21 protein-coding genes are annotated in these 25,692 nt (G+C 61.2%); 12 read left to right on the forward strand and 9 right to left on the reverse strand.

Annotated elements, in window-relative coordinates; translation table 11 throughout:
• Window position 1 precedes the first annotated feature (1 nt).
• Complete coding sequence (locus IPK17_RS28490) at window positions 2-907, reverse strand: ABC transporter permease (RefSeq protein ID WP_343421086.1); 906 nt, start codon at window positions 905-907, stop codon at window positions 2-4.
• The gene (locus IPK17_RS28495) at window positions 907-1,932 is read right to left on the reverse strand and encodes an ABC transporter permease (protein WP_343421087.1); all 1,026 of its coding nucleotides are present in this window, start codon (window positions 1,930-1,932) and stop codon (window positions 907-909) included. The genes IPK17_RS28490 and IPK17_RS28495 overlap by 1 nt, the downstream gene beginning before the upstream one ends.
• 171 nt (window positions 1,933-2,103) lie before the next feature.
• Between IPK17_RS28495 and IPK17_RS28500 the strand changes: the two genes are divergently transcribed.
• The 3 genes from IPK17_RS28500 to IPK17_RS28510 all read left to right on the forward strand — a co-directional run bounded on the left by IPK17_RS28500 (window position 2,104) and on the right by IPK17_RS28510 (window position 7,233).
• The gene (locus IPK17_RS28500) at window positions 2,104-3,747 is read left to right on the forward strand and encodes an ABC transporter substrate-binding protein (protein ID WP_343421088.1); all 1,644 of its coding nucleotides are present in this window, start codon (window positions 2,104-2,106) and stop codon (window positions 3,745-3,747) included.
• A gap of 106 nt (window positions 3,748-3,853) precedes the next feature.
• Window positions 3,854-5,440 carry a serine hydrolase domain-containing protein gene (locus tag IPK17_RS28505; RefSeq protein WP_343421089.1) on the forward strand — a complete coding sequence of 529 codons (1,587 nt, stop codon included), beginning with the start codon at window positions 3,854-3,856 and terminating at the stop codon, window positions 5,438-5,440.
• The gene (locus IPK17_RS28510) at window positions 5,437-7,233 is read left to right on the forward strand and encodes a CocE/NonD family hydrolase (protein WP_343421090.1); all 1,797 of its coding nucleotides are present in this window, start codon (window positions 5,437-5,439) and stop codon (window positions 7,231-7,233) included. Before IPK17_RS28505 ends, IPK17_RS28510 begins: the two co-directional genes overlap by 4 nt.
• Window positions 7,234-7,336: 103 nt before the next feature.
• Here IPK17_RS28510 and IPK17_RS28515 read toward each other — a convergent pair whose 3' ends face one another.
• Window positions 7,337-8,704 carry a M14 family zinc carboxypeptidase gene (locus IPK17_RS28515; RefSeq protein ID WP_343421091.1) on the reverse strand — a complete coding sequence of 456 codons (1,368 nt, stop codon included), beginning with the start codon at window positions 8,702-8,704 and terminating at the stop codon, window positions 7,337-7,339.
• A 194-nt stretch (window positions 8,705-8,898) separates the two neighbouring features.
• Between IPK17_RS28515 and IPK17_RS28520 the strand changes: the two genes are divergently transcribed.
• Genes IPK17_RS28520 through IPK17_RS28530 form a run of 3 tightly spaced genes read left to right on the forward strand, consistent with a single transcriptional unit; the run spans window position 8,899 to window position 12,317 of the window.
• Entirely contained in the window at window positions 8,899-9,843 is a 945-nt protein-coding gene (locus IPK17_RS28520; RefSeq protein ID WP_343421092.1) for an ABC transporter permease, read from the forward strand.
• Between the two features lie 5 nt (window positions 9,844-9,848).
• On the forward strand, window positions 9,849-10,706 hold the full coding sequence (locus tag IPK17_RS28525) for an ABC transporter permease (RefSeq protein ID WP_343421093.1): 858 nt from the start codon (window positions 9,849-9,851) through the stop codon (window positions 10,704-10,706).
• Window positions 10,707-10,721: 15 nt separating this feature from the next.
• The gene (locus tag IPK17_RS28530; RefSeq protein ID WP_343421094.1) at window positions 10,722-12,317 is read left to right on the forward strand and encodes an ABC transporter substrate-binding protein; all 1,596 of its coding nucleotides are present in this window, start codon (window positions 10,722-10,724) and stop codon (window positions 12,315-12,317) included.
• An 85-nt stretch (window positions 12,318-12,402) separates the two neighbouring features.
• Here IPK17_RS28530 and IPK17_RS28535 read toward each other — a convergent pair whose 3' ends face one another.
• Window positions 12,403-13,782, reverse strand: coding sequence for a flavin monoamine oxidase family protein (locus IPK17_RS28535; RefSeq protein ID WP_343421095.1), 1,380 nt, complete (start codon window positions 13,780-13,782; stop codon window positions 12,403-12,405).
• A gap of 132 nt (window positions 13,783-13,914) precedes the next feature.
• Between IPK17_RS28535 and IPK17_RS28540 the strand changes: the two genes are divergently transcribed.
• Window positions 13,915-14,316: a YchJ family protein gene (locus IPK17_RS28540; protein ID WP_343421096.1), complete on the forward strand. Its 402-nt coding sequence runs from the start codon at window positions 13,915-13,917 to the stop codon at window positions 14,314-14,316.
• On the opposite strand, the gene IPK17_RS28545 is transcribed toward IPK17_RS28540, so the two are convergent.
• The gene (locus tag IPK17_RS28545) at window positions 14,313-15,650 is read right to left on the reverse strand and encodes an amidohydrolase family protein (RefSeq protein ID WP_343421097.1); all 1,338 of its coding nucleotides are present in this window, start codon (window positions 15,648-15,650) and stop codon (window positions 14,313-14,315) included. The genes IPK17_RS28540 and IPK17_RS28545 overlap by 4 nt on opposite strands.
• A gap of 9 nt (window positions 15,651-15,659) precedes the next feature.
• On the reverse strand, window positions 15,660-16,559 hold the full coding sequence (locus tag IPK17_RS28550; protein WP_343421098.1) for a nucleoside hydrolase: 900 nt from the start codon (window positions 16,557-16,559) through the stop codon (window positions 15,660-15,662).
• 161 nt (window positions 16,560-16,720) lie between these two features.
• Between IPK17_RS28550 and IPK17_RS28555 the strand changes: the two genes are divergently transcribed.
• The 5 genes from IPK17_RS28555 (at window position 16,721) to IPK17_RS28575 (ending at window position 22,551) form a co-directional block, all read left to right on the forward strand.
• A complete protein-coding gene (locus IPK17_RS28555) occupies window positions 16,721-17,836 on the forward strand; it encodes a BMP family ABC transporter substrate-binding protein (protein WP_343421099.1) in 1,116 nt (371 codons plus the stop codon).
• 76 nt (window positions 17,837-17,912) lie between these two features.
• The gene (locus IPK17_RS28560; RefSeq protein WP_343421100.1) at window positions 17,913-19,463 is read left to right on the forward strand and encodes an ABC transporter ATP-binding protein; all 1,551 of its coding nucleotides are present in this window, start codon (window positions 17,913-17,915) and stop codon (window positions 19,461-19,463) included.
• Entirely contained in the window at window positions 19,460-20,740 is a 1,281-nt protein-coding gene (locus tag IPK17_RS28565) for an ABC transporter permease (protein WP_343421101.1), read from the forward strand. Before IPK17_RS28560 ends, IPK17_RS28565 begins: the two co-directional genes overlap by 4 nt.
• Window positions 20,737-21,804, forward strand: a complete 1,068-nt coding sequence (locus IPK17_RS28570; RefSeq protein ID WP_343421102.1) for an ABC transporter permease — start codon at window positions 20,737-20,739, stop codon at window positions 21,802-21,804. Before IPK17_RS28565 ends, IPK17_RS28570 begins: the two co-directional genes overlap by 4 nt.
• A 183-nt stretch (window positions 21,805-21,987) precedes the next feature.
• The gene (locus IPK17_RS28575) at window positions 21,988-22,551 is read left to right on the forward strand and encodes an AAA family ATPase (protein WP_343421103.1); all 564 of its coding nucleotides are present in this window, start codon (window positions 21,988-21,990) and stop codon (window positions 22,549-22,551) included.
• Between the two features lie 53 nt (window positions 22,552-22,604).
• Here the strand turns inward: IPK17_RS28575 and IPK17_RS28580 are convergent, their stop codons facing one another.
• The 3 genes from IPK17_RS28580 to IPK17_RS28590 form a co-directional block, all read right to left on the reverse strand.
• Entirely contained in the window at window positions 22,605-23,534 is a 930-nt protein-coding gene (locus tag IPK17_RS28580) for a nucleoside hydrolase (RefSeq protein WP_343421104.1), read from the reverse strand.
• 16 nt (window positions 23,535-23,550) lie between these two features.
• Complete coding sequence (locus IPK17_RS28585; protein ID WP_343421105.1) at window positions 23,551-24,753, reverse strand: cytochrome P450; 1,203 nt, start codon at window positions 24,751-24,753, stop codon at window positions 23,551-23,553.
• 301 nt (window positions 24,754-25,054) lie between these two features.
• Entirely contained in the window at window positions 25,055-25,681 is a 627-nt protein-coding gene (locus tag IPK17_RS28590) for an SGNH/GDSL hydrolase family protein (protein WP_343421106.1), read from the reverse strand.
• Between the last annotated feature and the right edge of the window lie 11 nt (window positions 25,682-25,692).

Genomic DNA, 25,692 nt, shown 5'->3' on the forward strand with positions numbered 1-25,692 from the left:
TCTACTGCCGACGCGGATCAAGCGCGTCGCGCAAACCATCACCCACCAAATAAAAACAGAGCACGGTCACCGCAATCATGATGCCCGGCCACACGATGAGGTATGTACCTCGGTAAAAATTGGCGCGCGCATCCGTCAGCATGTTGCCCCACGTCGGCGTCGGTGGCTGCACGCCCAAGCCCAAAAAGCTCAACCCGGACTCGACTAGGATCAGCGAACCGGCGTTGATGGTGAGGGCGACGATCACAATCGGGAACAGATTCGGCAGCAGGTGCGTTAGCATGATGCGCCAGTTGGGCGCGCCCAGCGCCCGCGCTGCGAGCACATAATCACGCTCCCGCAGCGACAGCACTTCACCGCGCACGAGGCGCGCCGTCGCGCTCCACCCGAGAAAGGCCACGAGCACGACCAGCGTCTCCGGACTTGGCGACCAGATCGTCGTGACGACGATCAGCAAAAAGAAGACCGGGATCGATTCCAGGGTGCTGATAATCCAGCGCAGCAGCGCATCGACCGCGCCGCCGTAATAGCCCGCGATCAACCCCGAGAGCACGCCGATGCCAATGGTCAGCAGACTGCCGACACTGGCAATCGCCAGCGAGATCCGCCCGCCGTACAGCAGACGCACGAGTTGATCGCGTCCGACGTTGTCCGTGCCGAGCGGATGCGCCGGATTCGGCGGCAGGTAGCGGTCGGTGACCGCCGTGCGATTCGGATTGATATTCAGCGCCTGTTCGATGATCGGCGGGCCAAACACACACAGCAGCGCGAGGCTGAGCACGCCGAACAGCGCGAACAGCGTCAGATAATCGCGCAGCAAACGGCGCACGGCCCGCTGCCAGAAGAGATTGCGAATGGGACGCTTGTTTCCTTGATAGGGCTGCGAGATCGACGTGATATTAGCCATCAGTTCAACCGAACTCTCGGATCGAGCAAACCATATAGAATGTCGGAGATGAGCAGGCCGATGATGTACAGCACCGCGCCGACCACGACAAAGCCCATCACCAGCGGGTAGTCGCGGGCAAGTGCCGCCTGAATCGACAAGCGCCCCATCCCCGGCCAACTGAACAGCGTTTCGATGATGACCGCGCCGCTCAACATGCCGCTGAACGACGGCCCGATGAAGGTGGCGACGGGCATCAGCGCGTTGCGGATGACATGCCGTCCCCAGACCGTCTGATTGCGCAGCCCCTTGGCCTGCGCGGTACGCACGTAGTCCTGCCCCATCACTTCGAGGGCGCTGGCGCGGACGTAACGAATGAGCGAGGCAATCCCGCCGAAGGACAGCACCACAATCGGCAGCACCATATACGGCAGCATTTCCACCAGCGACACTTCGCCTGAACTGGTGACATCGCGCATGCCGGTGAGCGGCAGCCAGCCCAACTGCACGCTGAAGATGATGATCAGGATGAGCGCCAGCCAGAAGCTCGGCACGACCGTGCCCAACACCGAGAGCAGCCGCGCGATCTGGTCGAACCAACCATTGTGATTGACCGCTGACAGCAGCCCAATCACGGTGCCCAACCCGTACACAATCAGAAACGACGGCAGGGTGATGCGCAGCGTAGCCGGGACTCGTTCGAGGATCAGGTCGAGCACGGGGCGCTTGTAGGTCAGCGACTCGCCGAGATCGCCGCGCAGCAGCCCGCGGCGCGCGCCTTGCACATCCGGCGTACCATCAGCGTCCACATCGATCTGCGTGAAGTCATTGCCGATCAGCCAGTAAAGGTATTGATTGAGGGGAGACTGGTCGAGTCCCAGTAGACGGCGCTGCTGTTCCAGACCTTCCGGCGTCGCGCGCGGGTTAAAGGCGAGCATCGACACAGGATCGCCCGGTGCTGCCAGTACGAGCAGGTAGGAAATGACGGTAATTCCGAACAGGGTGGGAATGGCGACAATCAACCGCCGCATCACCAACAAATACATAAGTTTACCCGGACGAACAGTTGAAGCAGTGAAATGAACATAGCATAGACATGACGATTGTGCAATAATTTGTGCAGGACATGTGTGGCATGGTAACTTAAACTTCTGCAGCCTCATTATTCCTGCTGTCGTCTAGCACGCCTTTTTTTGCCCTAGGGGGAGAAAAGACCAATGAAACGCTTACAGGTTCTACTCGTGGTACTGATGCTGGCGCTGGCGCTGAGCAGCAGTGTCTTCGCCCAAAGCGATGCGAACACCGTCGTTTTCGCCATCAACGCGGATACGCAGGGCTACAACGCCTTTGCGCAGACCTCCGTGACCAACTTCGTCACCTCGTTCATGTGGCCGACCCTCATCACAACCGACCCGCAGACCGGGGAACTGCTCCCGAATCTGGCGAGTTGGACCGTGTCGGATGATGGCCTGACCTACACGTTCAACATCGAACCCGACGCGCTCTGGAGCGATGGTCTGCCGATCACCGCGAATGACGTCAAGTTCACGTTGGAAGCCTCGCAGTCACCGGTAGTCGGCAGCTTCATGGCCGGGCAGTACAACTGGACGTCGATCAACGTCATTGATGACAAGACGCTGGAAATCGTGCTGCCACAGGTCGACTGCACATTCCTCGGCAACCTCGGCTGGGGCATCATGCCCGCGCACAAGTTCGCCGCGGACTTCAGCGACTTCAACACCGCGGCCATCAACACCGCGCCGGATATCGCCGGTGGCCCGTATATCTTCGACGAGCATGCCCCGGACGAGTTCATCCGCATGCGCGCGAACCCCAACTACTGGAAGGGTCAGCCGCAGATCGAAAATATCGTCTTCCAGATCATCCCCGATACCGAAGTGGCGTTCCAGTCCCTCATGGGCGGGGGAGTCGATCTCAGCGCCATCACTGCCGATCAGGATCCCGCCGCCGCGGCTAATCCCAATCTGACGATCAACCGTTTCGCGCTCAACACAGTCGCCTTCACCACCTTCAACCTCGCCGATCCGACCAATCCGCAGCCCGCCTACGATGCCGATGGCAACCCGGTCGACCAAGGTGCCCACCCAATTTTCGGCGACGTGGCCGTCCGGCAAGCGTACGCGATGGGCTATGATCACGATGCCCTGCTGGCGCTCGCCGGCGAAGGTGCCGTGCGCTCGGTTGGCCCGGTGCCGCCGGTGATTAGCTGGGCGTACGCAGCGGACCTCGCCCCCATCGCCTATGATCCCGAAGGCGCGGCAGCGCTGCTCGAAGCCGCCGGTTGGGTGGACAGCGACGGCGACGGCGTGCGTGAAAAAGACGGCGTGCCGCTGGAATTCCAGCTCGACTACCCCGCGGGCGACAGCCTGATCGACGGTACAGCGCTGATCATTCAGGATCAGCTCGGGCAGATCGGCTTCCGCGTGAATCTCAACGGCGCGGAATGGCAGTCGCTGGTCGGCGCGCGCTTGCTGGCGCAGACGTACGATGCCTTCTACCTCAGCATCTCGGGCGGCATCCCGGAACCGGATTTCATCGCCAATATGATGTTGAACAGCGCGCAGGATATCCCCCTTGCGGGCTTGAATATCGCCTCGTACAACAACCCGCAGATGGATGAACTGCTGGCTTCTGGTCGCGCCGTACCCGGCTGCGCCGCGGCTGACCGCGCGCCGATCTACCAGCAGGTGCAGGCCATCGCACTTGAAGACATGCCCTACGACTACACCATCTCGACGGCTGCGCGCTTTGTGCACAACAATCGCATCCAGAACATCACCCCCGGCCCGTGGGACCCATATGGTGCTTCGCGCATTGAACAGTGGACGCTCGCCCAATAGCTGACGCGCTCCTCCATCAATAACCCGCACCGCTCCCACCAAGGTGGGAGCGGTGCCAAAGCCTGCATTGAACGTCTGACAACCGCACACCTGACTGGAGCTGTCCATGTCTTTCGCCGAATTGATTGACCCGCTCTTCGCCGAATGGGACAAGCCCGATTGCCCCGGCTGCGCCCTCGCCGTCGTCCAGCACGGACGCATCACCTATGCCCGCGGCTATGGCAGAGCGCATCTCGAATACGCGGTACCGATCACGCCCGCGTCCGTCTTCCATATCGCTTCGATCTCCAAGCAGTTCACCGCGCTGGCCATCGCCCTGCTCGAACAGGATGGCCGCCTCACCTATGACGACGATGTGCGCCAGTACCTGCCCGAACTGCCGGATTACGGCGCGCGAATCACACTGCGCCACCTCGCCAACCACACCAGCGGACTGCGCGACCAATGGGATTTGCTGTTTCTCGCGGGCTGGCGCGAAGAGGATCTCAAGACCAACGCCGACGTACTCTACCTGGCCTGCCGCCAACAGACGCTGAATTTCGCGCCGGGCGCGGAATTTCTCTACAGCAACACCGGCTACACCCTGCTCGCGCTCATTGTCGAACGCGTCTCCGGGATGAGCTTTCGGGCCTTCACACATGACCGCATCTTCGCGCCGCTCGGCATGACCCACACACATTTCCACGATGATCACAGCGAAATCGTGCCGGGACGGGCCTACGGCTATCTCCCACGACCGGGCGGCGGTTTCCGCGTCAGCATTCCCAACTTCGACACTATTGGTGCGAGCAGCCTCTTCACGACCGTCGAAGACCTGGCGCTGTGGGCGAACAACTACGCCGACCCGCGCGTGGGCGGCCATGCGGTGATCGAGCAGATGCTGACGCCGGGCGTGCTCAACGACGGCACAGTGCTCGACTATGCGCTCGGCGTGAGTGTCGCGCCCTACCGGGGAGCGCGCGCCTTCGGGCACAGCGGCGCAGACGCGGGCTACCGCTCCGATTTCGTCGCCTTCCCCGAGCACGATCTTGCGATCATCCTGTTCTGCAACCTCGGCACGATGAACCCCAAGCTGTTGACGCGTCAGATCGCCGACGTGCTGCTCGCGGAACACCTCACGCCGACAAACCAAGCCGCAGCCGTAAGTGTCGATACCGCCCTACTCAAGGCCAATGTCGGGCTGTATCGCGATGTCAACTCGCTGGAAACCCGTCAAATCGACCTGCGTGACAGCGGTCTGGTCATCCCGTATGTCCCCGGCTTCGACATTCCGTTGACCCCGCTCGGTACGGATCGCTTTGTCGCGGCGGGCTGGGGCTTCGAAGTGCAGTTTGTCGCTGCGCCGCGCCGGCTGGAAGTCTATGCGGAGAGCGGCATCGGCAGACCAAGAGTCTATACTGCTATCGACCCTGCCCAACTGACTGCGGATACGCTGGCGGAATATGTCGGCACGTATCACAGTGCTGAACTGGATACGACTTACACAGTCGAGCGCGACAGTGAGCGTTTGCAGCTCGCCCATGTCAAACATGGCAAGCTGGCGCTCACGCCGACCGTCATCGATGGCTTTCTGGCCGCGTCACCCGATGCCCGCGCCGATCTTCTGTTCACCCGCGATACCACCGGCCAGATCAGCGGCTTTGATCTGTGTACCGGGCGCGTTCGCCAACAACACTTTATGCGGAGGAAATGATGTACCGTAGTCCAGACTGGGGTACCGACGCCCCTGCGTCCACCACCCCCCAACCCGACGATGCCGTGCAGCTCATGTGGGGCGTGAAAATCCCGATGCGCGACGGCGTGCAGCTCAACGCCACGATTATGCGCCCCAAAAACGCGCCGCCGCTGCCCGTGATCTTTCTGCTGACACCCTACATCGCCGATTCGTATCACATCCGCGCCGCCTATTTCTCGCACAACGGCTATGTCTTCGCCTCGGTTGACTGCCGGGGACGCGGCAATTCCGGCGGCGAATTCATCCCCAATTTCAACGAAGGGCGCGACGGCTACGATCTGGTCGAATGGTTCGCCGCGCAGCCATGGTGCGATGGTCAGGTGACGATGTGGGGCGGCTCCTATGGCGGCTTCGATCAATGGATGACGCTGCGCGAACAACCGCCGCACCTCAAGACGATTGTCCCGGTGGCGTCTGCGCACATGGGCGTCGATTTCCCGATGACCAACAATGTCGCCTACCCCTACGTGCTGCGCTGGATGACCTTCACCAGCGGCGTCACACCCAACATGAGTCTGTTTGCCGACACCGCCTTCTGGACGGCGAAGTATCGCGAACTCTACCGGACGCACGCCGCCTTCAAAACGTTTGACCAGATCGTCGGCAATTTCTCCACGCAGTGGCAAACGTGGGTCGCCCACCATCGCATTGATGAATTCTGGGAACCGCTGGCGATCAAGCCGGAAGAGTATGACCGGATCGACATGCCGATCCTCACGATCACCGGGCATTATGACGGCGATCAACCGGGCGCGTTCGCCTATTACAAACACCACATGGCGTCGCAGTCGCCCTCCCGTGCCGAGCATTACCTAATTGTCGGTCCGTGGGATCATGCCGGAACGCGCACACCTAACCGGCATGTCGGCGGGCTCGACTTCGGCGAAGCATCGATGGTCGACATGCATCAACTGCACAAGGACTGGTACGACTGGACGCTCAAAGGCGGTCAGAAACCCGCGTTTCTCAAACAGCGGGTCGCCTACTACGTCCTCGGCTCCAATGAGTGGAAATATGCCGACAGTTTGGAAACACTTGCCTCCGAAACGCGGCGGTTGTACCTCGACTCGCCCGGCACAGCGAACGATGTCTTCGTCTCCGGCACGTTGAAGTCTGATCTCCCCAGCGTCTCGCCCTCGGACAGCTACATCTATGATCCGCTTGATACCCGGCCCGGCGACGCAGAAAAAGAGGATGGCGACGAGAACTACCTCGTCGATCAGACCGCCGACCTCAACCTGTTCGGCGGCGGCTTGGTCTACCACAGCGCGCCCTTCGCCGAAGCGACCGAGATCAGCGGATTTGTGAAGCTCACGGCGTGGGTGCAAATCGACGTGCCGGATACCGATTTCATGGTGACCTTGGCGGAGATTCTGCCCGATGGAGGCTATATCCAGCTCACGCGCGACCTGAAACGCGCCCGTTACCGGGAGTCGATGAAGGTGGAGAAGCTGGTCACACCCGGCGAAATCATCTGCTACGAGTTCGACAGCTTCATGTTCTTCTCGCGCCTGGTGAGCAAGGGCAGCCGCCTGCGCCTCACCTTCGCCAGCCCGAATTCGATCCAACTGCAGAAGAACTATAACAGCGGCGGCGTGGTCGCGGAGGAAACCGGGGCGGACGCGCGCACCGCGCACATCACGCTGTATCACGATGCCGATCATCCGAGCTATCTCGAACTCCCGATCGTCGCGACGACGTCCGCGCCGGTAACCACCCGAGCTGCCGAAGCTGTCAAACCGGAAATGTGATTGATCAGAAGGGGATTGTAGGGGCGCACCTGCGTGTGCGCCCACAGCTGGGCAGACACACAGGTCTGCCCCTATACTTTCGGAAACGGAGGAGGGTTGTGCTTTACCCGCGCTTCTGCGCCGAAATATAAGCTGCAGTCGCCAAACCAACACACGTCTGCACGCCAACCAGGCTGCGAATCGGCAGCGCGCGATAGTTCAACTGGGATTCAAGGCGGGCGCCCGCTTCTTCCAGCCGCTGCTGTGCTTCGGCATACGCCGCGGCGATGGCCGGACTCGGGTTGCCCGCGGCGACTTCCTCGCCGAGCATGCGCATGAACATGCCATGCATCAGCAGGCGATAGAACGGTTTGCTCAGGAGGTTGCTGAAGACCTCGGCGTTGGTCGCCGGGCGGTTGGTATCTTCCGCGGTCGCTGCCCACTGCCGTTCCGCCTCGCGATACGATTTCCCTGATTTCAGGAAGGCGTTCACCGCGCGGGAAATCGGGGTTTCCAGCGTGAGATCGGCGCGTATCAATTCAAGCTGTGCTTCCGTCCAGTCGTCAAACTCGTCCTGCGCGTCCAACCCCTTCAAGATCGCATCACGGCGCAACGTGTCTGTCAGCGACTGGTCGTTGACGCGCGGATCGTCATAGTAAGGCATTTCCACCACGAGGAAGAACGTGCCGTACTTCGCCGCATAGTCGGCACTCGACGTGCCGGATTGAATCACCGCTTCCGGGTTCGGCGCGCCGTTCTGCACCAGATATTCGTAGAAGTCGCGCATGTCGATAATGCGATACACCGCGGGCGCGAATGACTCGGCGAAGGGCACTTCCGGTTCGCCTAAATCGAGCGCCAGCTCAAACCATTCCGGGATCTGGTGGAACAAGTCATAGAGCGGGGCGCAGCGATCCGATATGTAGTAGTACACGCCGCCAAACCCGGCGTTATGCAGCGAATACAGTAGATCCGGCTTGACCTCATCAATCACGCGCATGAGCGCCTCAGTTTCGGGCAGCGCCGCGTCAAATTTGAGCGTTTTGTACTCAATTGGGAACGTCCATTCGACCTGATCGAAGGCTGCCGGACGGAAGAAATGCCGCGCGTAGTTGGTTGGCGTGAAAGGCCCTTTGAACCAGCCTTCATTGAGGCGCATGCCATCGCTGTCAATCGACTTGATGAAATGCCACGTATAGCCCAGTTCTTCCCGCAGCGCTGCGTCTTCGCACAGGCGGCGCGTGAGGAATTCTACTGTCATACAGCCGATCGGCTCATTGGGGTGCGGCCCGCCGAACACGAACGCCGACCGTTCGCCGCCTTTGATCGTCAGCAGCTCAATCGGGTCACCGCGGCGGGTGTGCCCGACGACGCGCAGTTCGGTGAGTTCCGGGTAGTCAGCGTGCAGTTGGTGCGTCGAAGCGACCATCTCGTCAATAGTGAGAAAGACCGAATAATCTGGGATTTCCCGGGCAATTTGCTGCAAATCCATCTTCGTTCCTCCGCTGGACAATCTATCGTCAGTATAAAGCGCGCGCTGATTGGAATGCAATTTTCTGTGCCAGCAATTTTACGCCTAGCACGAATTGTTGCACACGAGGAAAGCGTCCGCTATGATATTTCGTAAGCTGTGGCGCATCGTCACAAACCTCAAGCTGTCATTAACCGATCAGAGCTGACCTACGTATGCAGTATCTCTTCCGCCGCTTAATCATTGTCCCGTTTCTCCTCCTCGGTGTGGCAACCGTCGTGTTCGTCCTGTTCCAGTTCACCCCCGGTGATCCGTTAGTCGGACGCTTTGGTCTGCAGATCAATAACATGTCGCCCGAAACCCTGGAACGCATGCGTAACGATCTCGGTCTGAACGATCCGGTATTCGTGCAGTACGCGCGCTACATGGGCAATCTGCTGCGCGGCGACCTCGGTACCAGCATCACCACCCGCGCCCCCGTCCTCGAAGAAATCATGGCGCGGAGCGGCGCGACCCTTGAACTGGCGCTCGTCTCTTTCTGTCTGATCGTCGTCTGCTCGATCCCGCTCGGCATGCTGGCAGCGCTCAAACGGGGCACGCTCATCGACCGGATAATGATGGGCGGGGCGCTGTTCGGGTTCTCCGTGCCCGCCTTCTGGTTGGGCACGATGCTCATCCTCTTGTTCGCTATCCAATTCAAGCTCTTCCCCACTTCCGGGCGCGGTGAAGGGCTGCTGTTTGAGCGCTGGCAGTATCTCGTGCTGCCCTCACTCACCGTGTCGCTGGGCGCGATCGGCTATAACTCACGTATCGTGCGCTCGGCGATTTTGGAAGTCGTCAATCAAATGTATATCACGACCGCGCGCAGCAAAGGGCTGCACCCGCGCCGTGTGCTCTTCCGGCATCTGCTCCCCAATGCCCTCTTGCCCATCGTGACGCTGATGGGCTTGCAGTTCGCGGCGCTGTTGGCAGGCGCGGCCATCATCGAGACGATCTTCGCCTGGCCGGGGATGGGCCGTCTCGCCATCAACGCCATCGGGCGGCGCGACTATCCGCTCATTCTGGGCACGACCCTGATCTTTTCCGTCGTCTACATTCTCACCAATCTGGTCGTCGATCTCCTGTACATGGTGATTGACCCACGTATCCGCTTAGGTTGAGCGCTATGCAGATGATTTCCAAGCCCCGTCGCAACCGAGCGCTCGCCCGCTTGCTCGCCAACCCAATGACATACTTCGGCGGCGCGATTCTGCTGGTATTCGTACTCGCGGCGATCTTCGCTCCGCAGGTCGCGCCGCATGACCCGTATAAACAGGATTTCAGCGCCGGCAATCTGCCGCCGCTGTCGCCCGATCACGTGCTTGGCACCGACGACCTCGGGCGTGACACGCTGAGTCGCTTGATCTACGGCGGGCGCTCATCGCTGACCGCCGGGCTGATTGTGGTCGCGCTGTCCGCCTCCATCGGCGTGACGCTCGGACTCATCTCTGGTTTCTATGGCGGCGTGATCGATTCCATCATCATGCGGCTGGTCGATATACTCTACGCTTTCCCGTTCCTGATCCTCGCCATTGCCGTGGTCGCTATTCTCGGTCCCGGTCTGTTCAACGTGATGATCGTGCTCGGTTCCATCTCGTGGATTGAGTATTCGCGGGTGGTGCGCTCGGTCGTGCTGCAAATCAAAGTGCAGGACTATGTACTCGCGTCGCGCGCACTGGGCGCGAGCAACTTCCGCATCATGTTCTGGCATATTCTGCCTAACTGCGTGAGCATCATCATCGTCCAGGCGACCTTCAGCGTCGCCGGCGCGATCATTGCCGCGGCGGCGCTCAGTTTTCTTGGCTTCGGCGCGCAGCCGCCCGAACCGGAATGGGGCGCCATGTTGAATGCCGCTCAACGGTTCATCCGCGTCACCCCGGTGATGAGCATTCTCCCGGGCACGGCGATCATTCTGGTGGTGATCGCCATCAACCTTATCGGTGATGCGCTGCGCGACGCGCTCGATCCGAATACACAGACTTAATGCTGGAGGAGTTACATGAAACGGTTCGGAACGCTTTTGCTCATGCTCGTAGTGTTAATGGCTGCCGTCGGGATCGTTGACGCGCAGGACACCCCAGTTGAAGGCGGCACCCTGCGGGTCGCAATCGCCAGCCTCACCGGTCTCGACCCGGTGTTCATCGCTGACGATATGTCGATGTACCCGTCGTCGCTGGTCTACCAGTTCCTCGTGCGCGCCCGCCGCCTCGCCGACGGCACGGTCGCCTATGAAGGCGATCTCGCCGAATCATGGGACATCGAAGAAGATGGCAAGGTCATCACCTTCCACCTACGCCAAGGCATGACCTTCCAGGATGGCAACGCCGTCTTCGCCGAAGGTGAAGGCCGCGAAGTGGTGGCCGCGGACGTGGTCTATTCGATGGAACGTCTGCTCAACAGCGAGGGCACGGTTGCGCCGTCTGACCTGACGAGCGTTTACCAATCGATTGAAGCGCTTGACGACTACACCGTGAAGTTGACCCTCTCACAGCCGGACGGCCTGCTGTTCGATGGGGCGCGCGGCCTCTCATTCCTCGCCATCTATCCGCAGGAAGCGGTTGAGCAGCTCGGCGACGCCATCCGCACCAACCCGATTGGCTCTGGCCCGTTCGAATTCGTCGAGTACGTCGTGGACGAGCGCGTCGTGCTCCAGCGCAACGAAGACTTCTACATCCGTCCGCTGTTGGACGGAGTGGAATTCCGCATCATTCCCGAAGACTCTGGTCAGGTGTTGGCGCTGGAAGCTGACGAGATCGACATCATGACCGCGTCCGTTCCTAGCACCGACATTGATCGCTTCCGCGACGCCCCCGGCTTTGTTCTCGCCGACACACAGATCACGGGCGGCACGCAGATGATCTTCAACATCAACGTCCCGCTGTTCTCGGACGTCCGCTTCCGTGAAGCGGTCGCCAAGGCAATTGATGGGCGCGGCATCATGCGCGCCGTCTATGGCGCGGTGGTAGTCGATGGCTGCGGCACGACCGGCCCCGGTTGGCCCGGTTTCAACCCCGATCTGTGCCAGTACTTCCCGTACGAGCCGGACACCTCCCGCGCGATTCTCGCGGAACTGGGCTGGGCGGATGCGGACGGCGACGGCATCCTCGACAAGGACGGCCAACCGCTCAGCTTCCCGATTGAAGCATGGAACCTGCCGGAAATGCCGCGCGTGATGGAAGCGGTCGTGACGCAGCTCCGCGAAGTCGGCATCGACGCGCAGCTTGAAATCGTGGAGTTCGGCACGTGGATTGAAGATTACTTTGCGGGCGCGGAAAAACTGATGCCCTTCAGCGGCTTCTGCTGCATCGGCGGCACCGAAGCCTACTGGGGTCCCGGCGGCTTGGGCGAAGCGATGGGCGTGAAAGACGAAGCGGCGCAGGCTCTGCTCGTCGAAGCGCTGACCGTGCTCGACCCGGTCGAACGCGCGCCCCTCATCATGGAAGCGGCTGATATGCTGTACAGCCAGTATTACGCTATCCCGCTCGGCTTCCAAACCGCCTTTTCACTGCGCAGTGACCGCGTGCAAGACTACTCAGGCGTTTTCTGGTGGTTCCCGGTGGTCGGCGAAGGCTACAACGTCTGGCTGAACCAGTAACAACAGTACGCAGGCAGCATCTATCTGCCAGTCCATGACCAATAACACAGCGCGGCGACCAGACAGGTCGCCGCGCTGCTTTTGTCTAACCGTTGATGATGCGTTCGGCTTCGCGTGCACCGGAGAGAAACGCGCCGTGCACCGTCGCCGGATATGCTGCGTGCGTCGCTTCACCCGCAAATAGCACCCGATCACTGACGGGTGCGGCGAGCGTTTCGTAATCGTCGTAGTCCGCGCCGGGCGGGATGTGGGAGTACGACCCATAAGCGAATGGATCGGAGCTCCAGCGCGTGATGACATACGCAGTCGGTTCGGGAATCTCCGCACCGAACATGCTGCGTAAGTGGTTCAGCATCCGCGCGACCACGGTCTGCTCGTTTGTGCGCTCAAGCTGGCGCGCGTCATCACCGCCGATCAGCGCGACCAGAATCGGTGCTCCAGTGTGGATCGCCATATTCCAGAATTCGGTCGCCTCAGCCTCCGGTTGATCCGCCGCGCCGAAGCTGTGCAGCTCGTCTGGCCAAAACTGAGCCGAAAAACGCAGTACGACCTTGTCCAGCGACCCCATTGCCATGCGGTCAATTGCGGTCTGCTTGGCCGTCGGCAGCGGCGGATCAAATGCAACCAGCCCCCGTTGGAGCACGCCGAGCGGCAGCGTGACGATCACGCGGTCTGCGACGAATACGCCGCTGCTCGTCTCCACTTCGACGCCTGCGCCATCATGGTACAGAGCGGTCACGACCTGCCCCAGACGAATATCTAACCCTTCGGCTAAGCGTTCCACGATCTGACGGTAGCCACCGGGAAACACCACATCATCCCCGCTGAGCGCTTCATCCTCGTCCCACGCCCACAGCGACAAATTGGTGAGGTCTTCGCCCATCTCTAGACCAATTTCTGACATGATCGTCCAACGCACGCTTGCCAGCACCCGCGCAGAGAGATCACCGTAGTCAGCGAGCAGTTCTTCAACCGCGGCTCCAACCGACTCGTCCTCGTCCAAATCCGCTTTGAGGGCTTCCAGTTCGTCATACAACTCCTCGACGACCGCCTCGACCTCGGCATAGTCCTCGTCGGTCAGCTCATCCGCGCCATAGTACACGGCGGAAGCGTCAAAGTCGGTAACGCTGGTCACGATGCCCCACTGCCGCGCGAGATCATAGATCGGGTTTCCGCCAATACCGTGAATCCACGCCGCGCCCAAGTCCAGCGGCAGGCCGAGCGTGTCATCCGCCCACACGCGCCCGCCGATGCGGTCCCGGCCTTCAAGCACGATGACCGCGTACCCGGCGGTCTGAAGACGGCGGGCGGCGGCGAGTCCGGCTATGCCCGCGCCGATGACGAGAATCGTCTCATTGGCTTGGACGTGCGCGGGCTGCGCTGTGAGCAGACTACGCGCGAACACAGACGTGATGGCGAGTGAGGACAACTGTAAGAAACGGCGGCGTGAGAGCAGTGTGGGCATGGTTGGAGCCTCGGATGTGCTGGTAAAGGCGTCAAGCATAGTGCAAAGCGCCGAGCGGATCAACCGCACCGACGCCCATGGACTAATCCGGTAGAATAGCTTGCAGAGTCAACGTGCGAAGAGGTCGCCGCCATGAAACCTGATCCCCATGCCCCATGCCCCTGTGCCAGCGGGCAGCCCTACAAAACCTGCTGCCAGCCCCTGCACAAGGGCGCGCCGCCGCCCACACCCGAAAGACTTATGCGATCACGCTACTGCGCGTATAAGTTCGGTTTGACCGATTACATCATCAACACGACGCACCCGGACGGCCCACACTATCAGGCCAACCGGGCGCAGTGGAAACGGGATATCGAGGACTTCTGCCAAACGACTAACTTTGTCCATTTAGCCGTGTTGTCGGCGGTCGGCGACTCGGTGCTGTTCCGCGCGACGTTGTTCGCGGGCACGCGCGACGTCTCGTTTACCGAGATCAGCCTGTTTCGCCAGCATAACGGACGCTGGAAGTACCATTCCGGCACGCAGACGCCCTAGTTCGCTGCCGCCTGCCGCCGTTCCAACAGACGGCGCACATCGTCGGCTTGCTGGGCCCGCGCCGCGCGATAGTCGAGCGTCGTCAACTGCCGATCGCGCAGCAGCCAGCGCCCATCGACGAGCGAATCGGTGACGTGCAGCCCGTTGACGCTGTAGACCAGCGCCGTGAACGGCGAGTTGGTCGGCAGCGGTGTCCACCCGATCTCTGACTGATCGAGCAGAATCAGATCGGCTTTCTTGCCGACCGCCACCTCGCCGATGTCATCGCCCAAACCCAACGCCTGCGCGCCGCCCGCCGTCGCCATGTGCAGCACTTCCCGCGCGGAGAGCGCCCCCGGTCGCCCTTCGCGGAAGCTGGCCAACTTGGCGAGCGTCCGCATTTCGAGGAACAGGTCATAGTCGTTGTTGTTGCACACGTTATCCGTGCCGATAGCGACATTGATCCCGGCGGCGCGCATGCCGACGACGGGTGCCGCCGCCGCCCCCGCGCGCATACACGCGGTCGCACACGCGACGACGGAGTACGGTTTCTGGCTCAGGATGTTCCAATCGCCTTGTGGGATGGTCAGCGAGTGCGCGGCGATCATCGGACGGTCGAACATGCCCAGTTCATCCATTTTGCGCACGGCAGTCGTGCCGTAGTGTTCCGCGCAGAAATCGTCTTCCTCGGAGATGGTCGACATATGAATGTGCAGCCCGGCGTTGTACTTCTGCGCCAGCAGCCGTTCGACCTGCATGGTCTCCGGCGTGTTGTCGACGAAGAAGGCATGTGGCCCCACCCAGCCGCGCAACCGGCTCGACCCGCCGCTGTTGATGTTTTCGAGGAAGCCTTCGAGCGCCGTCAGTTCCCGGTCACGCGCCACCGGGTCGGCCAGCTCAACCACCCCATAGGCCAGCACCGCGCGCAGGCCGCTCCGATCTACTACCGGAATCACCTGATCCATGTAGAAATACTGGTCGGCAAAGGTGGTCGTCCCCGTGCGGATCATCTCCGCGCAGGCGACTTCGACCGACGCGGGGATCATGTCGGCGGTCAGCACGAGTTCAAGCGTGCGGATGGTGTTGTACCACCCGTCCATCGTCAGCAGTGACACGCCCTCGGCCAGCCCGCGAAACAGCGTCATCGGCGTATGCGTGTGCGCGTTGACCAGCCCCGGCATGAGCAGCTTGCCGTTGAAATCGATCACCTCGTCGTAAGTGCGGTTCGTCGGGAGCTCCGCCACCGCGCCAACCTCGGCAATCCGGTCATTTTCGATCACCACGTAGCCGCGGTCGTAAATGCGATCTACCTGCCCTAATCCGAGAATCATGCCACCTGTCAACAGAGTTGCCATGAATTTGTCCTACATTGCTTCCAGTCGCCGCACAAAGAATTCTTCAAAGCGGGGCACATCGACTTCAACCGCCACTTCGACCGAGCCCTGCGGGTCGAGACGCATGAGCGTCGCGCCGAGCGTATGTTCGCCCCGCAGTTCGACATCAACGCGCACGCGCTCGGTGCGCACCAGTGTCGGGTCGATGATCGACGCGACTGCCAGCGGATCGTGCAGCAGCGTCCACCGATAGGCCTGATAGAACGGGTACGCTTCGACCTGATCGGCGACCGCCGCCTGATACGCCGAACCGCCCCCGCGGATGCGGCGCACACCGTCCGCGGTGACGCGCACCTGCGTCGTCAAATCAAGCGGGATGAGCGTCGTGGGGATCTTCGAGGAGAAGACCACATGCGCGGCATCCGGGTCGCTGACGATGTTATGCTCGCTGTATGGGAGATCCAGCCGTCCCGGCCCGCGGATCACGCCGCCCATCAGGGTGATGTGCTTGAGCGGCAGGTTCGGCTCGCGAATCAAGGCCGTCGCGATATTGGTCAGCGGCGCGATGCCGATCAGGTGCATCTGACCGGGGTTCTCGTGCGCCATGCGGATGATGAAATCGACGGCATGCTCAGACGAATACGGGATGGCCGCATCGTCCGGCGTGAGCAGGCCGCTGCCTTCGTGCCCACCCCAGTAGATTGGGCGCTTGTTCAGCAGCGGGTTGCGCACGCCCGCCGTCACGGGCAGATCAGTGATGCCGCGCAGACGCAGCAGCTTGGTCGCATAGCGCGCGCGCAGGTCGACATCGCCATACACGCAGGCGATGCCGCGCAGGTTCAGTTCCGGCGACGCCAGGATCAGCGAGAGCGCCAGACAGTCGTCAATGTCCGTCGCGATATCGGTGTCGAGGATTACATCAATAGGCATCAGTCCACCTCGGGCAAATTCGTCGATTCAACTTGTGGTGACGTTCTCGGTCATTAGCTATACTGACTAAACAAACAAGGCGGTTTTGTAATTTTTGTACTAGCAGTCTACACCAGACTGTGTTTAACTCAATGTGCATTTCTGTCAAAGGAGAGAGAGCAATGTTGACCGTACTTCGCAGACGCGTTCTTTTCGTCGTCTTGGTTGTTATGCTGTTTGGCGCGCTGGCCGCCAACGCGCAGGACGCGACCCCCGAAACTGTTGATCAGTGCTTAGCCCCGGCAGCCGAGGCGACCGCAGCCGCCCCCGCACCCGATAACAGTGACATCACCTTCGCTATCATCCTCCCCAACGCCCGTGGTGACCGTTCCTTCATTGACTCCGCGGCCGCCGGCGCTGAACGCGCCATCGCTGAACTCGGCGTGACCGGCACGATCATCGAGACGAACGGGGCCGCGGAACATGATGCCGCCATCCGTCGCGCTATTCAGGACGACCCCGATCTCATCATTACGATTGCGGTTGACCCCTCGCTGATCGAAGAACTGGCCGACGAATTCCCGGATCAGTTGTTTGCCGCGCAGGAATCCTTCTTCCCCGGCGACCCCGGCCTGCCGAACCTCGCCCTGTTCAACATCTTCACGCATGAAAACAGCTATCTGGCGGGGATCGCCGCGGGTATGCTCAGCCGCACAAAGATCGTCGGTTCGGTCGGCGGCCTCGATGTCCCCGGCATCAACCTGTTCATCGTCGGCTTTGAAGAAGGCGTGCAATCGGTGTGCGCGGACTGCCAACTGCTGCGCAGCTATGTCGGCGACTTCTCGGACCCGGTGACGGCGAAGGAACAGGCGCTCGGCATGTACGCTGAAGGCGCGGACATCCTCTACCAAGTCGCGGGGCGCAGCGGTGAAGGCGTGCTCGACGCGGCGGCGGAAACGGGCAACCTCGCCATCGGCGTGGACAGCAACCAGGACGAACTGTATCCCGGTAACGTGCTCGTCTCCGCGATGAAGCGCGTGGACAACGCCGTGTTCAGCTTCGTGCAGAGCATCGTCGACGACACCTACACCCCCGGTATCACCAATGTGGGTATGGCCGAAGGCTTCGCGGGTCTGAGCTGGGACATCGGCGTGTGCTCGCGCACGTTCGATCAGAATGGCCCGGCGGATCTCGTCGAGCAGTTGCCAGCCGTCCGCGCGGCGATTGACGAAGCGCGCGCTGCGATCCTCGCGGGCGACATCGTCGTGACCAACGCCCTGCTGGAGTCGGCTCAGTAACACCGTTCTGCATTGCAGAGAATGGGTCGCGCCGGGGATCTTCCTCGCCGCGACCCTGTTCTTATCTGGAGGTGCCATGACTAACGCGCTGGAAATGCGCCACATTCGCAAGTATTTCCCGTCTTCCGGGGTGCTCGCCTGTGACGATGTGAGCCTGAACGTGCACAAAGGCGAGGTTCACGCCATTGTCGGGGAAAACGGGGCGGGCAAAACCACGCTGATGAGCATTCTCTACGGTCTCGTCACCCCCGACGAAGGGGAAATCCTTGTCAACGAGACGCCGGTGCGCATCGCGCATCCCCATGACGCGATCAAACACGGCATCGGCATGGTCCACCAGCATTTCAAGCTGGTTCCCTCCTTCACGATTGCCGAAAACATCATGCTCGGCATCGAACCCAACCGCGGTGGTTTCATCGACAGCGCCACTGAAGCCGAGAATGTGCGCAAGCTGGCGGACAGCTTCGGCCTCCCGGTTGACCCGAACGCGCGCATCCGCGACATCTCCGTCGGCATTCAGCAGCGCGTCGAAATCCTCAAGATTTTGCAGCGTGACGCGCAGATCCTCGTGCTGGACGAGCCGACCGCTGTGCTCACACCGCAGGAAGTCAAAGAACTGCTGAGCGTCGTCCGCAGTCTGGCGGAAACCGGACGCACGATCCTCTTCATCAGCCACAAACTCGCCGAAGTCAAAGCGGTCGCCGACAACGTCACCATCATGCGGCGCGGCCAGAATGTCGGCAGCTACGCGACCAAGGGCATCAGCATTCGCGAAACGGCGAATATGATGGTCGGACGGGTCGTCAACCTGCAAGTCGAAAAGACACCCGCCAAACCGGGCGCGGTCGTGCTGAGCGCGGATAACCTGCTCGTCGCCGGTATGGGCGGAGTGCCCGCCGTCTTCGGCGCAAGCCTCGAAGTCCGTTCCGGCGAAATCCTCGGTCTCGCTGGCGTGAGCGGCAACGGCCAGACTGAACTGGTCGAAGCGGTCGTCGGTCTGCGCCCCGTCGATCAGGGGACGATCAACTTTCTGGGGCACGACATCACGCACAGCACCGTGCGCGAACGTCGTGACACGGGCGTCGCCCACATCCCTGAAGATCGCATGACGACCGGCCTCAACTTGAAAACCAACCTCGACGAGAATGTCGTCGTGACCAGTTATCAACTGCCGCCTTATTCTAAGCGCGGCGTGCTGCAGCTTGAGCCGATCCGCCAGCTCGCGCGGGACATCGTCCAGAAGTTCTCGGTGAAGTCGGCGCGCGTCGGCGCAGAGATCAAAACGCTCTCCGGCGGCAACCTGCAAAAGATCGTGCTCGGGCGTGAACTCAAAGGCGACCCTAAGCTGATCATCGCCAATCAGCCCACGCGCGGGCTGGATGTCGGCAGCATCGAATTTGTGCATAAAACGTTGGTCGAAGAACGAGACAAAGGCGCGGCAGTGCTCCTCGTCTCGGTTGAACTGGATGAAATCTTCGCCTTGAGCGACCGCATCGCCGTGATGTACGCGGGCAAAATCGTCGCCGTGCTCGACGCGAAATCAGTCACCGAAGAACAGCTCGGTCTGCTGATGGCCGGGAGCTCGTTGGAACACGCCGAAGTCGCTGCCGAAAAGGCTCACTCATGAAAATTGTACGCCGCGCAGTTGATAGTCTGAGTATTCCGCTGATTGCGATCGTGCTGGGGCTCGCCGCAAGCAGCGTTTTTGTGATTCTGGCGGGCGCGCAGCCCATCGACACCTACCAGCGCCTGTTCTGTGAGGGCTTCGGTCCGAACCCCTGTAACACGTTCGGCGATCTGTTGTTCACGCAGGTCGAAACGGAAGAGGGCGCGCTGCAAACCGTCTTCAGTCCGGCCTATGGCGCGGGCGGCAGCCGCATCGCGCTCGTGCTCGAACAAGCTACCCCGCTGATTTTGACCGCGCTCTCGGCGGCGGTCGCCTTTCAAGCGGGCATGTTCAGCATCGGCATGGATGGTCAGTTCCTCATGGGCGCGATCACCGTCGCCTTTTTAGGTTACGCCATCCCGGACCAGATTTATCTGTTGGCCGGGGTCACCGATCCCGAAACCGCACCGCAGGCGTTACTGACGGTGATGCATTTAGTCGTCCCTGCCATCTGTATCGCCGCCGCCATGCTGGTCGGCGCGATCTACTCGTGGATTCCCGGCTACATCAAAATCAAGCTGAACGTCAACGAGCTGATCAGCACGATCATTTTCAACGCCATCGCGATCCAATTGGTCGGCTGGCTGATCAACTTCCCGCTGCGCTCTGACCTGAACAACATCGCCCGCACCCGCCGCATCGACGACACGGCGTGGCTCATTCCCTTCAACCGCGGCATCTTCGCCGATGTCGAATGGTTCTCCGGCGCGCGTCTGGGCGTCGGCTTTCTGATCGCGCTACTGGCCGCCTTCCTCGTGTGGTTCTACCTCAAGCGCACGACCGCCGGGTACGAACAGCGCATGACGCGCGGCTCGTCACTCTTTGCGCGCTTTGGCGGCATCCCAACCGGGCGCGCCGCGCTCCGCGCCATGCTCATCAGCGGCGCGTTGAGCGGTCTCGCCGGGGCAATTGCCATTCTCGGCGTGGAGAGGCGTGTGGTGGACGGTTTTCAAGCAAGCGGCGTCGGCTTTGACGGCGTGCTCGTCGCCATCCTCAGCAAAGAGTCGATCATCGGCATCCTGTTGTTCGCGCCGTTCTATGCCGGTTTGAACCTGGGCGCGACCAACCTGCAGTTCGGCAACCTGCCGCGCCAGCTTGGCGGCATCATCATTTCGTTCATCGTCCTCTTCAGCGCGATGGAAGACTTCATCCGGTCGCGCCTCTCCGCCTTGTGGAAGCGGCGCGCGCTGCTGGGGCGGACGCCCGCAGTCACCAAACAGGATGGGACAGCCGCATGATCGCCTTAGTCGATAAATATCAACGTCCGCTGCGCCTGCTCCTGATCGTCATCGGGATCGCGCTGCTGCTCCTCGTCATGTTCGGCCTACCGATCAACGTGCTGCAGAGCAGCATTCGCCTCGCGACGCCCTATGTGCTCGGCGCGATGGCCGCCATCGTCGCCAGCCGCGCGGGGGTGCTCAACCTCGCCATCGACGGCATGATGCTGCTCGGCGCGTTCATCGCGGTCGCCGTGCTCTACAAAACCGGGCTCGATCCGCTGGTCGGCGCGCTGTTCGCCACGGTGGCGGGTGGCATCCTCGGGCTGGTCTTCGCGGTGCTGTATCTGCGCATTCGCATCAACCTCGTGATTCTGGCGCTGGCGGTCAACCTGTTCATCGTCAACGCGACCGTGTTCTTCATGCGCACACAGTACGGCGCGTTCGGTACGCTGGCGGATCCGAGTATTCAGGGTCTGCCGACCATCGAACTTCCCCTCATCAGTCAGATTCCGTATGTGGGGACGCTGCTCAGCGGCTACAACGCCATCGTCTACTTGAGTTGGATTCTGGCGGCGGTGGTGTGGGTGGTCTTATTCCGCACCCAGTTCGGTCGGCATCTACGCGCTGTGGGCGAAAACAAAGAAGCCGCCGAAAGCGTCGGCATCAACATCACTCGCGTGCAAATCTTCGCGCTGACGTTCAGCGGCATGCTGGCCGGGTTGGCGGGCGCGTTCCTGTCGATTGGCGTGCTCAGCCAGTTCGTCGAAAACATGACGGGCGGGCGCGGCTGGATCGCGATCACGGTGTCGCTGTTCGCGCTCGAACAGCCGATCCCGGCCTTCTTCACATCGCTGTTCTTCGGGCTGTCCGAAGCGCTCTCGTTCTATCTGCAGAGTCGACCGGAGATTCAACTCCCGCCCGACCTGCTGCTGGCCATCCCACAGATCGCCACCATTGCCGCATTGATGGTCGTGGCGCTGCGCGTGCGCGCGGGCGAACTGCTCAAGCGGCGCAACTTCGCGCAGCAGTTCGGCAAAGAGCTGGATAAGCTGCGTCAGGGGCAGTTCGTCGGCGGGGATTAGGTGCTTGACGGATTGATCCAACACGATTTTCGTAGGGACGCGCTTCGGCAGTCATTTGTGACCGACTACCGAAAAGGGTAACACCTCCCGGAATTCAGGAGACGCGATAATCGCCCATTTCCTCGCTTTCCATGAGGACAAGTTGGTTGTAGTACGCATTCAAACGGCGCATGAAAGGTGATTATGACGACTGGATACAACGGTGATCCGTGGACGCTGGCGCGGACGCTGCACGACTTCCCCGCCGACGAAGTGATCTCGTCGCTGCAAAAGGAAATTCGCCGCGGCAACACAGAAAACGCGGCGCTGCTCGCCTATGAAATGCTCATCACGAGTCAGGAACTGGAAGAATACCTGTGGGGACGCTTGCAGGTGATCTCGGTCGAAGATGTCGGTTTTGGCAACGTGCAAGCCCCCGTCCTGATCGAGTCGCTGTTCCAGATGCATTTCCGCCTGCCCCGCCCACGCGGCGACCGCTACCTGTTCGCGATTCACGCGGTGCGCTTCCTGTGCCAGTGCCAGAAAGAGCGCGGCAGCGACGACCTGCTTAACTGGATGCGCCGCGGCGTTGAATCCGGCGAAGTCCTGCCGACCATCCCCGATTACGCCATCGATATGCACACCAAGCGCGGTCAGGAGCTAGGGCGCGACTATCGCCACTTCCTCTACGAAGCGTCAAAGGTGAATCCCGAACTCCCCGACCGCGACACGACCTATCTGGATCGCTTGAAGGCCACGCTCAAGTAGCAACCCGCATATATGTGTAGGGGCATGGCGCGCCATGCCCCTACAGAAACCCCTTACCCCGCCAGCGCCCGCCGCAGCAGATCATTCATCACCTGCATGTCAATTTCCGTCACGATCTCGACATTCGCCGACTGCTTCAACCGCCCGTTGTGATCGATGACCGTTTGCCCGCGCGTATGCGTGCCATGCAGTTCGACCGTCATGTGGCGGACTTTGCTGTGCCGGATCAACCCCGGTTCGAGCGCAACACCCATCGCCAGCGGGTCAGGCAGCAAATAATGCTGCGGCGTGCGTCCGGTCAGCACCGGGTCCATGAATACGCGATTGATCGCCGCGAAGAAGTGCGCACGCGGGGTCGGCAGCGCCGTCAGCGCATTGTAGTCCTCGATGGGCAGCGGATGATGCAGGGTCGTCTCCCACGAGACCAGGCGCGCGTGCGGGAAGGCATTCAGTGTGATGTAGGCGGCTTCGGGGTCACAGTACACGTTCCACTCCGCCGCGACATTGTCCGTATTGCCTTCGGCGGTGATCGCCCCACCCATGATGATGAGTTCCTTGATTTTGCTGGGGAACGTCGGGTCGAGGCGCGTCGCCAGCGCGATATTGGTCTGCGGCGCGAGCGCAACCAGTGTCAATTCGCCGGGATACGTATTCGCCATGTGAATGAGGGCGAGCGCGGCGTGTTCCGGTTCGACGCCTTTGCTGAAAGGCGGGCGCGGCTCATAATTGCCGAGGCCGTCGTCACCGAAAATGCTCTCCGCCGCCCAACGAGCGACCAGCGGCTGACTCGATCCGGCGTAGACGGGCACACCCGGACAGCCCATGACTTCGAGCACGGTCAGCACATTGCGGTTCACTTTTTCCAGTGCGACGTTGCCATAGGTCGTCGTGATGGCTTCGACGGTGGTGCCGGGGTGCGCCAACGCCATCATGAGCGCTACGGCATCGTCAATTCCAGCGTCGGTATCAATGAGGAGGCGCATAATTCTTCCTTGTGGTTCAGAAACGAATAACCAAGTCTTTTAGGCCGCGAATTACATAACTATCGCGGAATTCTGGCTGATAGTCGAGGCGCATGGTCGGCAGGCGCTGCAGCAGCGTGCCCAGTGCGATCTGCAATTCCATACGCGCGAGCGGCGCGCCGAGGCAAAAGTGGATGCCGAGGCTGAACGTCACGTGCGGGTTCTCCGCCCGCGTGATGTCGAGCCGTTCCGGGTCGGGGAAGGCTTCGGGATCGCGATTCGCCGAGCCGAACAGCAGCGCGATCTCTTCGCCCTGCTTGAAGTGAAACCCGCCAAACTCCAGATCTTCCAGTACCCAGCGGCGAAACAACTGCAGCGGCGTATCGTAGCGCAGCAGTTCTTCGACCGCGGGTTTAATCAGCTCAGTCCGGTGCTCCAGCAGCAGGCGCAATTGATCAGGGTTTTGGAACAGTGCCAGCAATCCGTTACCAAATACGTTGACCGTCGCCTCGTGCCCGGCATTGAGCAGCAGCACACACGTCGAAATCAGTTCATCCTCGGTGAGCACTTCGCCCGCCTCTTCGACGGTCGCCAGCGCGCTGATCAGATCGTCCTGCGGATTGTCCTTGCGTTCGCGGGCCAGATGCCGCAGGTAGTCGGCGAATTCTTCGGCGGCTTGAATCGCCCGGTCGGCCTGCTCCGGCGTGTGATTCAGCTCGTACAGGGCGACAATGTCGTGCGACCATGGGCGCAAGCGGTGGCGATCTGCTTCCGGCACGCCGAGCAGTTCCGCGATCACCGTGACCGGGAGCGGGACGGCGAAGTCTTCCAGCACGTCGATCTCTCCACGCGGTACCGCCGCATCCAGCAATGCGTTGGTAATCATCTGGATTTGATCGCGCAGGCTCTCGATGCGGCGGGGAGTGAACGCTTTGTGCACCAACCCGCGCAGCCGCGTGTGATCCGGCGGCTCTTTGTCGAACATCGAATTCTCGCTCAGCTTGGTGAACGAGGCGTAGCGTGGATTTTTCGGCGGCAGACCAAGTGCTTCCCGGCTGAGCACATGCTCAATCGAGCGTCCGAGGCGGCGATCACGGAGCAGCGCGCTCACATCGGCGTGGCGGCTGACAAACCAGAAGCCTGTCTGGGCATCGCGGAAGATCGGCGCGTCACGGCGCAGGTCGACATACGTCGGGTAGGGATCACGCTTGAAGTCAGGTGAATTGGGGTCAAAAACCATCGGCGCTTCACATCCTTTGTGGCGCGCGGGATTGTAACACATGTGCAAGAAGCGCTGTAAAGTTTGCCGAGCCGCGGGTTTGAAGCGACGAGGTTGGAGAATGTTTCGGAGGTCTCCTGCAAAGCCGTACCACCCGCCAGCGGACGCGATAGAGAGGGTGTCCAATAAGCCCCTCACCCCTGCCCTCTCCCACGCAAGCGGGGAGAGGGGAGACATGGCGAATGATGTTTGCTCCCCTCCCTGAATTCGGGGAGGGGCCGGGGGTGGGGTCGGAAAAAGTGGACGTACCGTTACGCGATGCTTACAGCGCGCCGACCGACCGCAGCCAGTGCTGCGCGATCAGCGCGTGCCCGGCGTGCGTCGGGTGTACACCGTCGTAAGCCCAGAACTCCATCGGGCGCTGGGTAGCCGCCGCCGCGAAGATACCATCGAGCGGCACATACAACGCGCCAAATTCCCGCGCAAGTTGGCGCACTACCGTGATCTTCGGGTCGAGGTCTTCCCGCCACGCTTCGCGGTCGGGTGGCGTGGGCAGCACGAACGGTTCGAGCAGAATGAGTCGCGCCTTCGTGCCGCTGCTTGCCCGTTCCAGCAGGTTACGATAGCTCTTGGCATAGCTCTCGGTGCTGGTCGGTTGACCGCTGTCGTAGCGCCGCCACGTGTCGTTGATGCCGATCAGAATCGAGAGCCAATCCGGCTGCAAATCGAGGCATTCGGTCTGCCAGCGCGCTTCGAGATCGACGGCACGGTTACCGCTGATGCCACGGTTGATGAAGCGCAGGTTCTTCGCCGGGTGCGCGGCAGAGAGCCACGCGGCGATCAAGTTGGCATAGCCGTAACCCAAATCCGCGCCCGTGACGCGATCGCGTCCGGCATCGGTGATGCTGTCACCCTGAAACAAAATCAGGCTGTTGTCTGCAAGCTGCATAATGTACGTCC

The sequence above is a fragment of the Candidatus Flexifilum breve genome, assembly GCF_016713355.1.

Excerpts from the sequence above, each read along its gene's own strand:
- IPK17_RS28490 (WP_343421086.1), bottom strand. The coding sequence starts at position 907 with ATGGCTAATATCACGTCGATCTCGCAGCCCTATCAAGGAAACAAGCGT.
- IPK17_RS28495 (WP_343421087.1), bottom strand. The coding sequence starts at position 1,932 with ATGTATTTGTTGGTGATGCGGCGGTTGATTGTCGCCATTCCCACCCTG.
- IPK17_RS28500 (WP_343421088.1), top strand. The coding sequence starts at position 2,104 with ATGAAACGCTTACAGGTTCTACTCGTGGTACTGATGCTGGCGCTGGCG.
- IPK17_RS28505 (WP_343421089.1), top strand. The coding sequence starts at position 3,854 with ATGTCTTTCGCCGAATTGATTGACCCGCTCTTCGCCGAATGGGACAAG.
- IPK17_RS28510 (WP_343421090.1), top strand. The coding sequence starts at position 5,437 with ATGATGTACCGTAGTCCAGACTGGGGTACCGACGCCCCTGCGTCCACC.
- IPK17_RS28515 (WP_343421091.1), bottom strand. The coding sequence starts at position 8,704 with ATGGATTTGCAGCAAATTGCCCGGGAAATCCCAGATTATTCGGTCTTT.
- IPK17_RS28520 (WP_343421092.1), top strand. The coding sequence starts at position 8,899 with ATGCAGTATCTCTTCCGCCGCTTAATCATTGTCCCGTTTCTCCTCCTC.
- IPK17_RS28525 (WP_343421093.1), top strand. The coding sequence starts at position 9,849 with ATGCAGATGATTTCCAAGCCCCGTCGCAACCGAGCGCTCGCCCGCTTG.
- IPK17_RS28530 (WP_343421094.1), top strand. The coding sequence starts at position 10,722 with ATGAAACGGTTCGGAACGCTTTTGCTCATGCTCGTAGTGTTAATGGCT.
- IPK17_RS28535 (WP_343421095.1), bottom strand. The coding sequence starts at position 13,782 with ATGCCCACACTGCTCTCACGCCGCCGTTTCTTACAGTTGTCCTCACTC.
- IPK17_RS28540 (WP_343421096.1), top strand. The coding sequence starts at position 13,915 with ATGAAACCTGATCCCCATGCCCCATGCCCCTGTGCCAGCGGGCAGCCC.
- IPK17_RS28545 (WP_343421097.1), bottom strand. The coding sequence starts at position 15,650 with ATGGCAACTCTGTTGACAGGTGGCATGATTCTCGGATTAGGGCAGGTA.
- IPK17_RS28550 (WP_343421098.1), bottom strand. The coding sequence starts at position 16,559 with ATGCCTATTGATGTAATCCTCGACACCGATATCGCGACGGACATTGAC.
- IPK17_RS28555 (WP_343421099.1), top strand. The coding sequence starts at position 16,721 with ATGTTGACCGTACTTCGCAGACGCGTTCTTTTCGTCGTCTTGGTTGTT.
- IPK17_RS28560 (WP_343421100.1), top strand. The coding sequence starts at position 17,913 with ATGACTAACGCGCTGGAAATGCGCCACATTCGCAAGTATTTCCCGTCT.
- IPK17_RS28565 (WP_343421101.1), top strand. The coding sequence starts at position 19,460 with ATGAAAATTGTACGCCGCGCAGTTGATAGTCTGAGTATTCCGCTGATT.
- IPK17_RS28570 (WP_343421102.1), top strand. The coding sequence starts at position 20,737 with ATGATCGCCTTAGTCGATAAATATCAACGTCCGCTGCGCCTGCTCCTG.
- IPK17_RS28575 (WP_343421103.1), top strand. The coding sequence starts at position 21,988 with ATGACGACTGGATACAACGGTGATCCGTGGACGCTGGCGCGGACGCTG.
- IPK17_RS28580 (WP_343421104.1), bottom strand. The coding sequence starts at position 23,534 with ATGCGCCTCCTCATTGATACCGACGCTGGAATTGACGATGCCGTAGCG.
- IPK17_RS28585 (WP_343421105.1), bottom strand. The coding sequence starts at position 24,753 with ATGGTTTTTGACCCCAATTCACCTGACTTCAAGCGTGATCCCTACCCG.
- IPK17_RS28590 (WP_343421106.1), bottom strand. The coding sequence starts at position 25,681 with ATGCAGCTTGCAGACAACAGCCTGATTTTGTTTCAGGGTGACAGCATC.